Origin of the sequence: Kingella negevensis (assembly GCF_030177895.1) — a bacterium.
In the GTDB taxonomy this organism is placed as follows: domain Bacteria; phylum Pseudomonadota; class Gammaproteobacteria; order Burkholderiales; family Neisseriaceae; genus Kingella_C; species Kingella_C negevensis.
This window is the reverse complement of the sequence record NZ_CP123448.1, coordinates 1,599,054-1,613,400: the sequence shown is the minus strand read 5'-3', so window position 1 is coordinate 1,613,400 and position 14,347 is coordinate 1,599,054. Positions and strand designations below refer to the sequence as shown.

General features: G+C 46.0%; 10 protein-coding genes, 2 tRNA genes, 3 rRNA genes and 1 pseudogene. 5 read left to right on the top strand and 11 right to left on the bottom strand.

What is annotated here, in order from left to right:
- Positions 1 to 87: 87 nt before the first annotated feature.
- The 6 genes from rrf to rpmE all read right to left on the bottom strand — a co-directional run bounded on the left by rrf (position 88) and on the right by rpmE (position 6,184).
- Positions 88 to 199 (bottom strand): 5S ribosomal RNA (gene rrf, locus QEO93_RS08895).
- A 118-nt stretch (positions 200 to 317) separates the two neighbouring features.
- Positions 318 to 3,201: ribosomal RNA gene (locus QEO93_RS08890) — 23S ribosomal RNA — on the bottom strand.
- A 393-nt stretch (positions 3,202 to 3,594) separates the two neighbouring features.
- Positions 3,595 to 3,670 (bottom strand) — tRNA-Ala (locus tag QEO93_RS08885).
- 57 nt (positions 3,671 to 3,727) lie between these two features.
- Positions 3,728 to 3,804 (bottom strand) — tRNA-Ile (locus QEO93_RS08880).
- 68 nt (positions 3,805 to 3,872) lie between these two features.
- Positions 3,873 to 5,413 (bottom strand): 16S ribosomal RNA (locus tag QEO93_RS08875).
- Together the 16S, 23S and 5S rRNA genes with 2 tRNA genes alongside form the textbook arrangement of a ribosomal RNA operon.
- A gap of 549 nt (positions 5,414 to 5,962) precedes the next feature.
- The gene (gene rpmE / locus QEO93_RS08870) at positions 5,963 to 6,184 is read right to left on the bottom strand and encodes a 50S ribosomal protein L31 (protein WP_032136345.1); all 222 of its coding nucleotides are present in this window, start codon (positions 6,182 to 6,184) and stop codon (positions 5,963 to 5,965) included.
- Between the two features lie 161 nt (positions 6,185 to 6,345).
- Here rpmE and lspA point away from each other — a divergent pair, with 161 nt between their 5' ends.
- From lspA to ispH, 3 genes are read left to right on the top strand one after another with little or no spacing between them, the layout of a single operon-like run.
- A complete protein-coding gene (gene lspA, locus QEO93_RS08865) occupies positions 6,346 to 6,819 on the top strand; it encodes a signal peptidase II (protein WP_032136346.1) in 474 nt (157 codons plus the stop codon).
- Positions 6,820 to 6,859: 40 nt separating this feature from the next.
- On the top strand, positions 6,860 to 7,210 hold the full coding sequence (locus QEO93_RS08860) for a putative zinc-binding protein (protein ID WP_245190610.1): 351 nt from the start codon (positions 6,860 to 6,862) through the stop codon (positions 7,208 to 7,210).
- Positions 7,211 to 7,265: 55 nt separating this feature from the next.
- A complete protein-coding gene (ispH, locus tag QEO93_RS08855) occupies positions 7,266 to 8,201 on the top strand; it encodes a 4-hydroxy-3-methylbut-2-enyl diphosphate reductase (protein ID WP_032136347.1) in 936 nt (311 codons plus the stop codon).
- A gap of 32 nt (positions 8,202 to 8,233) precedes the next feature.
- Here the strand turns inward: ispH and QEO93_RS08850 are convergent, their stop codons facing one another.
- The 5 genes from QEO93_RS08850 to rpmH form a co-directional block, all read right to left on the bottom strand.
- Positions 8,234 to 8,878 carry a YdcF family protein gene (locus QEO93_RS08850; RefSeq protein ID WP_032136348.1) on the bottom strand — a complete coding sequence of 215 codons (645 nt, stop codon included), beginning with the start codon at positions 8,876 to 8,878 and terminating at the stop codon, positions 8,234 to 8,236.
- 193 nt (positions 8,879 to 9,071) lie between these two features.
- Entirely contained in the window at positions 9,072 to 10,718 is a 1,647-nt protein-coding gene (yidC, locus tag QEO93_RS08845) for a membrane protein insertase YidC (RefSeq protein ID WP_032136349.1), read from the bottom strand.
- Between the two features lie 21 nt (positions 10,719 to 10,739).
- Entirely contained in the window at positions 10,740 to 10,952 is a 213-nt protein-coding gene (gene yidD, locus QEO93_RS08840; protein WP_179184637.1) for a membrane protein insertion efficiency factor YidD, read from the bottom strand.
- A gap of 233 nt (positions 10,953 to 11,185) precedes the next feature.
- Complete coding sequence (gene rnpA, locus QEO93_RS08835) at positions 11,186 to 11,524, bottom strand: ribonuclease P protein component (protein ID WP_032136351.1); 339 nt, start codon at positions 11,522 to 11,524, stop codon at positions 11,186 to 11,188.
- Positions 11,525 to 11,659, bottom strand: a complete 135-nt coding sequence (rpmH, locus tag QEO93_RS08830; RefSeq protein WP_002214728.1) for a 50S ribosomal protein L34 — start codon at positions 11,657 to 11,659, stop codon at positions 11,525 to 11,527.
- Positions 11,660 to 11,824: 165 nt separating this feature from the next.
- On the opposite strand from rpmH, the pseudogene QEO93_RS08825 reads away from it, so the two are divergent.
- Positions 11,825 to 12,219 (top strand): annotated as a pseudogene (locus tag QEO93_RS08825) (IS630 transposase-related protein).
- Positions 12,220 to 12,297: 78 nt separating this feature from the next.
- Complete coding sequence (locus QEO93_RS08820) at positions 12,298 to 14,343, top strand: capsule polysaccharide biogenesis protein (protein ID WP_081906816.1); 2,046 nt, start codon at positions 12,298 to 12,300, stop codon at positions 14,341 to 14,343.
- Positions 14,344 to 14,347 lie beyond the last annotated feature (4 nt).

Below are 14,347 nucleotides of genomic sequence, written 5' to 3'. Positions count from 1 at the left end.
ACTTTTCAGGACACCACCAATTTTTCATATAGCTTATAGATAGATAAAACCCTCTACTAATAACTAGCAGAGGGTTTAGAATAAATAGTTTGGCGATGACCTACTTTCGCATAGGGACTATACTATCATCGGCGCTGGTTTGTTTCACTGTCCTGTTCGAAATGGGAAGGAGTGGGACCAAACCGCTATGGTCGCCAAACAAAAACTGTAAATTGGTAAGCCGTTATTTAATCAACTATTAGGTGATGAACTGTATTTATCAGTAAGCTTTATATTTGATACTTTAAAAGGTTTTATTTTAAAGTTCTTCAAATGATAGAGTCAAGCCTCACGAGCAATTAGTATTAGTTAGCTTCAAGTGTTACCACTCTTCCACACCTAACCTATCAACGTCCTGGTCTAGAACGACTCTTTAGTGCGGTTAAACCGCAAGGGAAGTCTCATCTTTGGGCGAGTTTCGCGCTTAGATGCTTTCAGCGCTTATCTCTTCCGAACTTAGCTACCCGGCTATGCTTCTGGCGAAACAACCGGTACACCAGAGGTTCGTCCACTCCGGTCCTCTCGTACTAGGAGCAGCCCCCTTCAAACTTCCAACGCCCACTGCAGATAGGGACCAAACTGTCTCACGACGTTTTAAACCCAGCTCACGTACCACTTTAAATGGCGAACAGCCATACCCTTGGGACCGACTACAGCCCCAGGATGTGATGAGCCGACATCGAGGTGCCAAACTCCGCCGTCGATATGGACTCTTGGGCGGAATCAGCCTGTTATCCCCGGAGTACCTTTTATCCGTTGAGCGATGGCCCTTCCATTCAGAACCACCGGATCACTATGTCCTGCTTTCGCACCTGCTCGACTTGTCGGTCTCGCAGTTAAGCTACCTTTTGCCATTGCACTATCAGTCCGATTTCCGACCGGACCTAGGTAACCTTCGAACTCCTCCGTTACTCTTTGGGAGGAGACCGCCCCAGTCAAACTGCCTACCATGCACGGTCCCCGACCCGGATAACGGGTCTGGGTTAGAACCTCAAAGTCACCAGGGTGGTATTTCAAGGACGGCTCCACAGAGACTAGCGTCTCTGCTTCAAAGCCTCCCACCTATCCTACACAAGTGACTTCAAAGTCCAATGCAAAGCTACAGTAAAGGTTCACGGGGTCTTTCCGTCTAGCAGCGGGGAGATTGCATCTTCACAACCATTTCAACTTCGCTGAGTCTCGGGAGGAGACAGTGTGGCCATCGTTACGCCATTCGTGCGGGTCGGAACTTACCCGACAAGGAATTTCGCTACCTTAGGACCGTTATAGTTACGGCCGCCGTTTACTGGGGCTTCGATCCGATGCTTGCACATCTTCAATTAACCTTCCAGCACCGGGCAGGCGTCACACTCTATACGTCCACTTTCGTGTTAGCAGAGTGCTGTGTTTTTAATAAACAGTCGCAGCCACCGATTCTCTGCGACCCTCAGGGGCTTACGGAGTAAATCCTTCACCTTAGAGGGCATACCTTCTCCCGAAGTTACGGTATCAATTTGCCGAGTTCCTTCTCCCGAGTTCTCTCAAGCGCCTTAGAATTCTCATCCTGCCCACCTGTGTCGGTTTGCGGTACGGTTCAATTCAAACTGAAGCTTAGTGGCTTTTCCTGGAAGCGTGGTATTTACTACTTCATGTCCGTAGACACTCGTCATCACATCTCGGTATTAAAGAAGCGGATTTACCTACTTCCTCTACCTACCTGCTTAAACAATCTAATCCAACAGATTGATAGCATAACCTTCTCCGTCCCCACATCGCATTTGAATCAAGTACAGGAATATTAACCTGTTTCCCATCGACTACGCATCTCTGCCTTGCCTTAGGGACCGACTCACCCTACGCCGATGAACGTTGCGTAGGAAACCTTGGGCTTTCGGCGAGCGGGCTTTTCACCCGCTTTATCGCTACTCATGTCAACATTCGCACTTCTGATACCTCCAGCAACCTTTACAAGTCACCTTCGCAGGCTTACAGAATGCTCCCCTACCATGCATTACCGCATCCGCAGCTTCGGTTATAGATTTGAGCCCCGTTACATCTTCCGCGCAGGAAGACTCGACCAGTGAGCTATTACGCTTTCTTTAAATGATGGCTGCTTCTAAGCCAACATCCTGGCTGTCTGTGCCTTCCCACTTCGTTTACCACTTAATCTATCATTTGGGACCTTAGCTGGCGGTCTGGGTTGTTTCCCTCTTGACACCGGACGTTAGCACCCGATGTCTGTCTCCCGAGGAGCAACTTGATGGTATTCTTAGTTTGCCATGGGTTGGTAAGTTGCAATAACCCCCTAGCCATAACAGTGCTTTACCCCCATCAGTCTCATATCTCGAGGCACTACCTAAATAGTTTTCGGGGAGAACCAGCTATCTCCGAGTTTGTTTAGCCTTTCACCCCTATCCACAGCTCATCCCCGCATTTTGCAACATGCGTGGGTTCGGACCTCCAGTACCTGTTACGGCACCTTCATCCTGGCCATGGATAGATCACTCGGTTTCGGGTCTACACCCAGCAACTAGTCGCCCTATTAAGACTCGGTTTCCCTACGCCTCCCCTACTCGGTTAAGCTCGCTACTGAATGTAAGTCGTTGACCCATTATACAAAAGGTACGCAGTCACACCACAAAGATGCTCCCACTGTATGTATGCATCAGGTTTCAGGTTCTATTTCACTCCCCTCCCGGGGTTCTTTTCGCCTTTCCCTCACGGTACTGGTTCACTATCGGTCGATGATGAGTATTTAGCCTTGGAGGATGGTCCCCCCATATTCAGACAGGATTTCACGTGTCCCGCCCTACTTTTTGTATACTTAGTACCATCATTGAGATTTCAAATACGGGGCTATCACCCACTATGGCGGAAGTTTCCAATTCCTTCTTCTATCTCAACAACTATCATATACAGGCTTTTCCGCGTTCGCTCGCCACTACTTGCGGAATCTCGGTTGATTTCTTTTCCTCTGGGTACTTAGATGGTTCAGTTCTCCAGGTTCGCTTCTCTAGCCCTATGTATTCAGACTAGGATACTGATTACTCAGTGGGTTTCCCCATTCGGATATCACGGTATCATTGCTTTTTTGCCAGCTTCTCCGTGCTTTTCGCAGGCTTACACGTCCTTCTTCGCCTATCATCGCCAAGGCATCCACCTGATGCACTTATTCACTTGACTCTATCATTTGAAGAACCTTCTGACTTTGTTAATCAGTGCGTTGACTACATGACTAACTTAGATTCTCTACTTTGATAAAGCTTACTGCTTGTTGTGTACTAACCTTGCCTTTTGAATTCAAGGTTAGTTGATACAATCATCACCCAAATTTTGTCATTCGATTTGTTGCCTTTACAGGCTGCCTGAAATACTGTTGCATCAGCATCCCAAACCAAATCGACAACATTGTCTTTGTTTGTTGATTTCGGCTTTCCAATTTGTTAAAGATCGATGCGTTTAATTATACTTCTTCTCAGCTTTCGCTTATAAAAATATATCGCAAATTAAAGTAAGCTCGCCAGTTTATCTAAACTTGCTTTAATTTGCAATCTAATTTTTCATTTTATTTAATCTTGGTGGAGGCAAACGGGATCGAACCGATGACCCCCTGCTTGCAAAGCAGGTGCTCTACCAACTGAGCTATGCCCCCAGTATTTACCTATTAAATTGATTTCTTTTTCTTCTAATTTAACTCAGTTTATTCTCTTGGTGGGTCTGGTAGGACTTGAACCTACGACCCCACGCTTATCAAGCGTGTGCTCTAACCACCTGAGCTACAAACCCTATGTGTCGCATCTTTATTTCAGCTTACCGATAAGTGTGAGTACCTAATCGCCTCTTCTTTTCTCTAGAAAGGAGGTGATCCAGCCGCAGGTTCCCCTACGGCTACCTTGTTACGACTTCACCCCAGTCACGAAGCATACCGTGGTAAGCGGACCCCTTACGGTTATCCTACCTACTTCTGGTATCCCCCGCTCCCATGGTGTGACGGGCGGTGTGTACAAGACCCGGGAACGTATTCACCGCAGTATGCTGACCTGCGATTACTAGCGATTCCGACTTCATGCACTCGAGTTGCAGAGTGCAATCCGGACTACGATCGGTTTTCTGGGATTGGCTCCACCTCGCGGCTTGGCTACCCTCTGTACCGACCATTGTATGACGTGTGAAGCCCTGGTCATAAGGGCCATGAGGACTTGACGTCATCCCCACCTTCCTCCGGTTTGTCACCGGCAGTCTCATTAGAGTGCCCAACTTAATGATGGCAACTAATGACAAGGGTTGCGCTCGTTGCGGGACTTAACCCAACATCTCACGACACGAGCTGACGACAGCCATGCAGCACCTGTGTTACGGTTCCCGAAGGCACTCTCCCGTCTCTGGGAGATTCCGTACATGTCAAGACCAGGTAAGGTTCTTCGCGTTGCATCGAATTAATCCACATCATCCACCGCTTGTGCGGGTCCCCGTCAATTCCTTTGAGTTTTAATCTTGCGACCGTACTCCCCAGGCGGTCAATTTCACGCGTTAGCTACGCTACTAAGCAATCAAGTTGCCCAACAGCTAATTGACATCGTTTAGGGCGTGGACTACCAGGGTATCTAATCCTGTTTGCTACCCACGCTTTCGAGCATGAACGTCAGTGTTATCCCAGGGGGCTGCCTTCGCCATCGGTATTCCTCCACATCTCTACGCATTTCACTGCTACACGTGGAATTCTACCCCCCTCTGACACACTCTAGCTAGCCAGTTCAAAACGCAGTTCCCAAGTTGAGCTCGGGGATTTCACATCTTGCTTAACTAACCGTCTGCGCTCGCTTTACGCCCAGTAATTCCGATTAACGCTCGCACCCTACGTATTACCGCGGCTGCTGGCACGTAGTTAGCCGGTGCTTATTCTTTAGGTACCGTCATCAGTTAATGATATTAGCATCAACCTTTTCTTCCCTAACAAAAGTCCTTTACAACCCGAAGGCCTTCTTCAGACACGCGGCATGGCTGGATCAGGCTTTCGCCCATTGTCCAAAATTCCCCACTGCTGCCTCCCGTAGGAGTCTGGGCCGTGTCTCAGTCCCAGTGTGGCGGATCATCCTCTAAGACCCGCTACTGATCGTCGCCTTGGTGGGCCTTTACCCCACCAACTAGCTAATCAGATATTGGCCGCTCGAATAACGCGAGGTCCGAAGATCCCCCACTTTCACCCTCAGGTCGTATGCGGTATTAGCTATCCTTTCGGATAGTTATCCCCCATTACTCGGTACGTTCCAATATATTACTCACCCGTTCGCCACTCGCCGACAGTAGTGCAAGCACTACCTCGCTGCCGTTCGACTTGCATGTGTAAAGCATGCCGCCAGCGTTCAATCTGAGCCAGGATCAAACTCTTATGTTCAATCTCTAACTTACTTAACTTCTGGTCTGCTTCAAAGAAACCAACAAAGAGTAACTAACCAAAGTTAATCACAATCTTGTCTGTTTTTGTCGCAGTGTGAGACCATCAGGCACTCACACTTATCGGTAATCTGTTCTGTTAAAGAGCTTGTCTCAGAAATCTAAATCCACTATAATTCAGTAGTTCTTCTTTTCTTTTTCTTCGTTGCCGTAGCAGCGAAGAACCGAATAATACGCATCTACCTCTAAATCGTCAACTCCTAATTCGCAAAAAAATTCAAAATTTCTCACTAAAAAATATCAAGTATCTGTTTATTAACATTTTTTATTTTATACAAATTTACGCTTCCTATACAAAATTCTTACAAAATCTGTACGTAACTCTCTCAAACTTCAACTATGCTCCAAAAAATTTACCGAATATTCATCAATATTTCTTAAATCAGCTCTATTTTTTAAATCAGCTCAAAAAAACACTCGGAAAAATCACCAACAGCAAACAAAAAAGCAGCCTGAAAATATTTTCAGGCTGCTTTTATATCGACAAATATTAAACTGAACGTTTGAACATATTGCCAAATTTTTGGTTGAATTTGTCCACGCGACCAGCGGTGTCCACAATTTTTTGTTTACCAGTATAGAATGGGTGGCATTGTGAGCAAACCTCAATATTGAAGTTTTCTTTTGCCATTACTGATTTAGTAGTGAAAGTGTTACCGCAAGAGCAAGTTACTTGTACTTCGTGGTAATCTGGATGAATATCTTGTTTCATTTGAGTTTCCTTATTAAAGCGGGTGCAGGGGTTGTACCTGCACTTCATTGATTAAGCCGCGCATTATGCGGATTTTTTTGTTATTTGGCAAGTAGTTATTTTTCAGGCTGCCTGAATAGTAGTACAATCGTGCGTTTTAATTTGATAGATTATTTGAATATATGAAATATTTACCTTATTGGTTACTCTCTTTATTAGCGATTGCGCTCGACCAAATTTCAAAATGGTCAGTTTTAGCAAAATTTGAATACATGGAGCGCTTAAATATCATTCCAAATTTTTTCGACTTAACTTTGGTTTACAACCCTGGTGCGGCATTTAGTTTTTTGGCGAACCACAATGGTTGGCAAAAATACTTTTTTGTTGTGTTGGCATTTGCAATTAGCGCGTGGTTGGCGCGTTCTATTGCGAAAGGTGAATTTGGCAAATGGGGCAACTGGGCGGCGGCTTGTATCATCGGCGGCGCGATGGGTAATGTGATTGACCGTTTTGTTCACGGGCAAGTGGTGGACTTCTTATTATTCTATTGGCAAAACCACTACTACCCTGCTTTTAATATTGCCGACAGCTTTATTTGCGTAGGCGCGGCATTATTGATTATCGATAGCATGAAACACAAAAAGACCGAAAATTAATTTTTCAAGCTGCCTGAAAATGCACAAAAAAGGAACACACATGAATGAACGCAGCACTCGCCCTTTAATTTATTCTTGTTCAGGCTGCTCTGATGTGGCGCAGTTGGCAAACGATACAGCCGTTGCGCTTGACCACGCTGGCGAATTTGAAATGTCGTGTATTTCGGGCGTAGGTGGCAAAGTGCCAACGCTTGTGAAAAAAGCGCAATCAGGTCGCCCAATGTTGATGATTGACGGTTGCCAGTTGCATTGCGCCAAATCGTGTTTGGAAAATGTGAGCGTGGAAATTCCTGAAGCTCGACATATCAAATTATATGAACTCGGTTATAAAAACGCTTTGGCAAAAGTTATGACGATGAAACCGTGCAGCAAGTTTACCAACACGTTTTAGCCAAAAAAACGAATGAAAAATAGCAGGCAGCCTGAGAATCTCAAAGAGAAATAATATGACCCAAAAAACCATTACCTTAGCCAACCCACGCGGCTTCTGCGCTGGCGTGGACAGAGCCATTTCCATTGTAGAACGCGCATTAGAAGAATTTGGCGCACCCATTTACGTCCGCCATGAAGTTGTCCACAATAAATTTGTGGTGGACAACTTGCACAACAAAGGCGCAATTTTTATTGATGATTTGGCAGACGTTCCCGAAGGCGCAACGCTGATTTATTCCGCGCACGGAGTGAGTAAAGCCGTGCAAGCCGAAGCTGCTGCGCGTGGTTTTCGTGTATTTGACGCAACTTGTCCACTCGTTACTAAAGTCCACAAAGAAGTGGCGCGTTTGGACGAGCAAGATTATCAAATTGTGATGATTGGACACGCAGGACACGTTGAAGTAGAAGGCACAATGGGGCAACTTCCTGATGGCGAAATGTTGCTGGTAGAGAAACCTGAAGATGTAGCGAAACTGGTCGTAAACAATCCTGATAAATTGGCGTATGTGAGCCAAACGACTTTATCTGTTGATGAAACGAAAGACATCATCGCCGCCCTGAATGCGCGTTTCCCCAACATCAAAAATCCGCACAAAGAAGATATTTGCTACGCGACAACCAATCGCCAAAAAGCGGTAAAAGATTTGGCGGCGGAATGCGATATTGTGATTGTGGTCGGTTCGCCTGCGTCTTCCAATAGCAATCGTTTGCGCGAAGTGGCGGCTGGTTTAGGCACAGACGCTTATATGGTGGACAATGCTTCGTTTTTGCAACGCGAATGGTTTGAAGGCAAAAATAAAGTTGGCTTGACGGCTGGCGCAAGTGCACCTGAAGTATTGGTGCAAGCAGTCATCAAACAAATCCAAGCATGGGGCATTAACGATATTCAACAAGGCAAAGGCGAAGAAGAAACCATTGTCTTTGTATTGCCCAAAGAGTTACGCAAATAAAAAAGCAGCCTGAAAACTTTTCAGGCTGCTTTTTAATTAACCAGTCGCAGCAATTTATAAGCTAGCAAACCATAACTTTCTTGTAGAAAAAATTTCCAACGTGCTTTGCCAGACGCGGCTAAATAACGGCTCGTTGGAGTGGGCGATGGTTCGGCACGGATACCTAAATCTCGCGCAATCGTCATCGCACGCGCCATGTGATAAGGGTCGCTCACAATAATGATGTGGTTGATTTTGTGTTGCTGCATCAGCAATCGGGTGTTAGCTAAGTTTTGCACCGTATCTTTAGACGTGTTCTCAAAAACAATATCATGTTCTGGCACGCCTTGTTTCAATGCGAATTTTCTCGCTACTTCTGCTTCTGTTAAATAACCTTCTTTGGGTGTACCGCCTGTAAAAATCAACTTATCCACATGCCCCGTTTGATACAGCGTGAGTGCATGGTTAATTCTCTCTTTGAAAACAGGTGAAGGATTGTTCCCCCATGCCGCTGCTCCCAAAACCACAGCCGCATCGGCATGTTGAACAGGCTCTGGCAGCGTTTGGGCATAGCAATATACTTGCCACGCACACCAGCTTTGCAACAGGAAAACAACAAGCACACTCAACCCAACGCCATAACACAAATAGCGTAGGCGTTTTTTGATGCGTTGAAGAATGGTTGCTTTTGTTTTCATAATAAGGATATTGTAAACAGTTTTCATGCAGCCTGAAAACATAGTTGATTAAAATTGCAATGATACGGCGTTGCCAATGCTCTTATGTACTCATCGTACACGGCGAGCATTGTTGCCTTGTCTCATTATTATTTTAATCAACTATAAAAAATGCAGCCTGAAAATATTTTCAGGCTGCATTTTATTTAACGTGTTATTTTTTAGCTTTATCCAAAACTTCCACTTTCGGCTGTGCGGCTGCCGCATCAATTTGGCGGTTAATCAACCACTGTTGCGCCATCGTCAGCACGTTATTGACAACGTAATACAACACCAAACCTGCAGGGAAGAAGAAGAACATCACTGAGAACATCAGCGGCATAATCTTCATCATTTGCGCCTGAGCTGGGTCGCTTGGTGGTGGACTCATTTTGGTTTGTAGATACATTGTGCCAGCCATCAAAAGCGGCAAAATATAGAATGGGTCAGCACGGCTCAAGTCCGTAATCCAACCCAACCAAGGGGCTTGACGCAATTCCACAGACAGGAAAATCATCCAATACAAGCCAATGAAAATCGGCATTTGCACCAACATCGGCAAGCAACCGCCCAATGGGTTGATTTGCTCGTCTTTGTATAATTTCATCATTGCTTGCTGCAAGCCCATGCGGTCTTCGCCGTATTGCTTTTTCAAGGCTTCCATTTTTGGAGCAACGGTACGCATTTTCGCCATGGATTTGTAGGCTTTTTGATTGAGTGGGAACAAAATCGCTTTCACAATCAAAGTCAGCACAATAATCGCCCAGCCCCAGTTGCCAATCACACCGTGCAACCAGTTCAACAAGGCAAACAGTGGCGATGCAAAAATATGCACGCGACCGTAGTCTTTAGTCAGCTCAAATTTTGGCGCAACGGTTTTCAAAATGCTGGTTACTTGCGGACCTGCGTACAAGTTTGCGGCAAATGTTTTGCTGCTGCCTGCTGGCACATCGGCTGCGGCGGTGTTCACGCCAGAAGTGTACAAATTATCCGCGCGACGTTTGATGTCCACCACACAAGAACCGTTACTGCACACGCTTTCAGGCTGCATAATCCACGCAGAAACAAAGTAATGCTGAATCATGCCGACATAACCGCCAGACGCTTTGCGTTGGTAATCTGCTTCGCTTTTGCCTGATTGGAAATCTTCATCCAACGCTTTGTATTCCACTTTTTGAAATTCATCGCTGTCAGGCGTGTAAACCACAGGACCGTTGTAGCTGTGCGTGAACCAGCCTTCGCCTTCAGGAGAAGTGTTGTCGCGGACGATTTTGTATGATGTGCCTAATTTCACAGGTTGGCTGCCTGCATTTTTCACATCAAAACGGACGTTCACTAAATAGCTGTTTTTGGTAAACGTGTACACTTTATCCACTTGCAAACCGTTGGCGGCTTGTGCGCTCAAGCGAACTTCTAATTTGTCGCCGTTCAGCGTATAGGCTTTTTGTGGCGAAGTGAATTGCGCGTTGGCTAACAGATTGTTGCCGTTGGCATCTGTCAGTTCAGATTGCGCGATATAGGTTAAAGGTTTGCCGTCTGCGAACAATGTGAACGGTTTGGTTACGTCATTAGTTGCGTTGTAAGTGTTCAATGTCAGGCTGCGTAAATCGCCGCTTTTTTCATCAATAATGGCTTTAACCAAATCGGTTTCCACGCTAATCGGCGTGGTTGCACCCAAAGGCGTTTGAGTGGTGGCTGCGGCTGCTTGTTGCGGTTGCTGCGCGGCTGTTTGTGGCTTGCTTGGGAAAAGCTGCTCAAAACCCAGCATGATTAGCATGGAAACAACCATGGCAGTCAGCATTCTTCTGAATTCTAAATTCATCTTTTAGACTATCCTTAACAATTAGGGAACAGGGTCGTAGCCGTGTCCGCCCCATGGGTGGCAACGGCAAATGCGTTTGGTGGCTAACCAAGTGCCTTTCAACGCGCCATATTTGCGAATCGCTTCAATCGCGTATTGCGAACAAGTGGGCGTATAACGGCAACGCGGTGGAATCATCGGACTGATGGCTAATTGGTAAAACCGAATCAGCAATAGAAAAAATTTGCTCATCATAAAATCATAACGACCATATGTTTTCAGGCAGCCTGAAACGCTTTTAAAAACATTTCAGGCTGCCTGAAAAGGTTAGAACCTGTATTCATAATCATCATAACTCTTTTCGTTTATTTGGCGCGACTACTGAGTTAAAGTTTTGCGCCAATAGATGGCTATTGGCTTGAAATTTGCCTTGTATTCGCACCAACTAAAACAAAAAGAACTGCCATGCTGCTTATGAATACAGGCTCTCAGCGTGGCAACATCAATTCTGCAAGTTGCTGACGCGCTTGAGCTACGGTTTCTTGGTCAAACGCCATGCGAACGCGTACCACATAATCATGCGGTGGCAAACGGTGTTTATGTTGTCTGAACCAATCGCGTATCACTCGTTTCATAAAATTGCGGCGATTGGCGCGTTTGGCGGCTTTTTTGCTGACCACCAAACCCAATCGTGCATGACCAAGCGCATTATCTGCCGACTGCAACACTTGCAAGAAACTGCGCGAACGCTGTTTTCTCAATGCAAAAACGGAAGAGAAATCTTCCGTTTTCAGCAGTCGGTATGCTTTACCGAAGCGATTGTCCAATTACACAGCCAAGCGTTTACGACCTTTGGCACGGCGTGCTGCCAATACTGCGCGACCGCCGCGAGTTTTTGAGCGTACCAAGAAGCCGTGTGTGCGTTTGCGTTTTGTAACTGATGGTTGGTAAGTGCGTTTCATGTTGGTTTCCTAAATATAAAATTGGGGGAAAAATTAAACGAGCCATTAAACCTTTTTTGTGCAGTTTTGTCAATCAAAATAAGTGTTTTTGTGTTTTCAGGCTGCGTTTATAGTAAATTCAAAATAAAATAGTGCAATTCCAATTTTATCTTTGAGGTGCATAAAATAGCATATTCAATTGATTTACGAGAAAAAGCATTAAATTGTTACAAGCAATGTAACAATGCAAGTAAAGTTGCCAAAACCTATGGTATCTCAAGAAATACGCTTTACCTTTGGATTAAATTAGAAGAACAAACAGGTAGCCTGAAACATCAAGTCAAAGGGCAAAATGCCACTAAATGGGATACGCAAGCACTCAAACAATATATTGAACAAAATCCTGATGCTTATCTCTATGAAATGGCTGAAATGTTTAGTTACTCCCGCTTGCACCTTATTCGCCTGAATTAAATCCAATAGAAAAAACATGGGCAAATATTAAGAAATATATGCGTTCAATTTTGCCTAGTTATGATAATTTCACAGATGCGTTACTGTCCTATTTTTATTTTAATTAACTATACTTATGTGTTTACAAAGAATTGAATAAGGGTTTTGATATAATTGCGCTTTTCTTTTTTAGTTTGGTTGGCAACGTGAAAAAAGCAGCCATTTTCTCGCGCGGTATTCGTGCGATTCCTGATTTATGTTCCTTTTTCCCTGAATGGTCTTTGTGCGTGCCGAGTGCGGACGTGGATTGTGTGCTGGGCTGGGGTTTGCGCCCAACGGCAAACAAGGCGCGCGCGTATGCGTCTGCCCACAATGTGCCTTATATTGCGCTGGAAGATGGCTTTTTGCGCTCGTTAGGTTTGGGGGTGCAGGGTTATCCGCCGTTTGCTTTGGTGTGGGACGATGTGGGGATTTATTACGATACTTCGCGCCCATCTCGCTTGGAAAACTTGATTCTGGCGAGCGATGGCAGCCTGAAAACGGAAGATTTGGCGGCTGCGGAACAGGCGATGCTAGAAATCGTGTCGCACCGTTTGTCTAAATACAATCATGCGCCTGATTTTTCAGGCTGCGTGCCTGAGCGTGAAATTGTGTTGCTGGCTGACCAAACGTTTGGGGATATGGCGATTCGTTATGGCGGCGCGGACGAGGCAACTTTTGAGCGTTTGTTTCAGGCTGCGTGTGAGGAAAATCCGAATGCGGAAATTTGGATTAAAACGCACCCTGATGTTTTGAGCGGTAAGAAAAAGGGGTATTTTGACGCGCATTTGTCGGGCGAGCGTGTGCGTGTGTTGTCTGATGATGTGAATGCGATTTCGCTGTTGCAGAAAGTGAGCAAGGTTTATTGTGCGACTTCGCAACTGGGCTTTGAGGCGTTGTTGTGTGGCAAGCAGGTGGTTACGTTTGGTCGTCCGTGGTATGCAGGTTGGGGGCTGACGGACGATAGGCATGATGATGTGGCGGCAATGCATGAATCGGGCAGACGGGCGAACCGTAGTTTGACGCAATTATTTGCGGCGGCTTATGTGCAGTATTCGCGTTATATCAATCCGAATACGGGTCTTTCAGGTTGCCTGAATGATGTGATTGCTTATTTGGCGCAGGCGCGTTCGTTTAATGAACGAGTGTGTGGAGATTTGTTTTGCGTGGGGATGTCGCTGTGGAAACGGGCGGTGATTAAGCCATTTTTTGCTGTGCCTACGTGTCGTTTGCATTTTGTGGCTTCGGTGGATAAGTTGCCTGTGTCGCTGCCTGAAAACAGCCGTTTGCTGGTTTGGGGGGCTGGCAAGGCTGATGTGTTGGACATGGCGGCAAAACAGGGCTTGGCTGTGCTGCGTATGGAAGATGGATTTGTGCGCTCGGTGGGGCTGGGGTCTAATTTAGTGCCGCCGTTGTCTTTGGTGGTGGACGATTTGGGGATTTATTTTAGTGCTGAGTCGCCTTCGCGTTTGGAAGTGATTTTGCAGCAGCAAACGTTCACGGCGAGTGATTTGGATTTGGCGCGGCGTTTGCAAGATGAATTGGTGTCGTCCAAAATCAGTAAGTATAACGTGGGACGTGATGTGGCTTTCAGGCTGCCTGAAACGGGTAAACGGGTTTTGCTGGTTTGTGGGCAGGTGGAAGATGATGCGTCTATTCGTTTGGGTTCGCCTGAAATTAAGAAAAATGGGGATTTGCTGCGCTTAGTGCGTGAGCGTAATCCTGACGCGTTTATTATTTATAAGCCGCACCCTGATGTGGTGAGTGGCAATCGCGTGGGCGTTGTGCCTGATGATGTGGCGGCGCAGTTGGCGGATTTGGTGGTGGCAGAAGCGGATATTTCAGGCTGCTTGGACGTAGCTGATGAAGTGCATACGATGACTTCGCTGACGGGCTTTGAGGCTTTGTTGCGCGGTAAGCAGGTTTTCTGCTATGGTTTGCCGTTTTACGCGGGCTGGGGTTTGACGACAGATTATTTGCCGATTGAGCGGCGCACGAGAAAATTGTCGCTGTTGGAATTGGTGAGTGGGACTTTGGTGTATTATCCGCAGTACGTGAATCCTGAGCGTTGTCGGCGGATTGATGTGGTGGCGGCAATTGGTTTACTGCGTGAACAGAAGTTGGCAGCGCAAGGCAATACAGACTTGCAACGCAGCAAAATGGCAAAAAAATGGGAGAAATTGCGTCGTTTGTATCGTTTATTGGCGATGTAACGCT

Coding starts and splice junctions, on each gene's coding strand:
- rpmE (WP_032136345.1), bottom strand. CDS start 6,184: ATGAAACAAGATATTCATCCAGATTACCACGAAGTACAAGTAACTTGC.
- lspA (WP_032136346.1), top strand. CDS start 6,346: ATGAAATATTTACCTTATTGGTTACTCTCTTTATTAGCGATTGCGCTC.
- QEO93_RS08860 (WP_245190610.1), top strand. CDS start 6,860: ATGAATGAACGCAGCACTCGCCCTTTAATTTATTCTTGTTCAGGCTGC.
- ispH (WP_032136347.1), top strand. CDS start 7,266: ATGACCCAAAAAACCATTACCTTAGCCAACCCACGCGGCTTCTGCGCT.
- QEO93_RS08850 (WP_032136348.1), bottom strand. CDS start 8,878: ATGAAAACAAAAGCAACCATTCTTCAACGCATCAAAAAACGCCTACGC.
- yidC (WP_032136349.1), bottom strand. CDS start 10,718: ATGAATTTAGAATTCAGAAGAATGCTGACTGCCATGGTTGTTTCCATG.
- yidD (WP_179184637.1), bottom strand. CDS start 10,952: ATGATGAGCAAATTTTTTCTATTGCTGATTCGGTTTTACCAATTAGCC.
- rpmH (WP_002214728.1), bottom strand. CDS start 11,659: ATGAAACGCACTTACCAACCATCAGTTACAAAACGCAAACGCACACAC.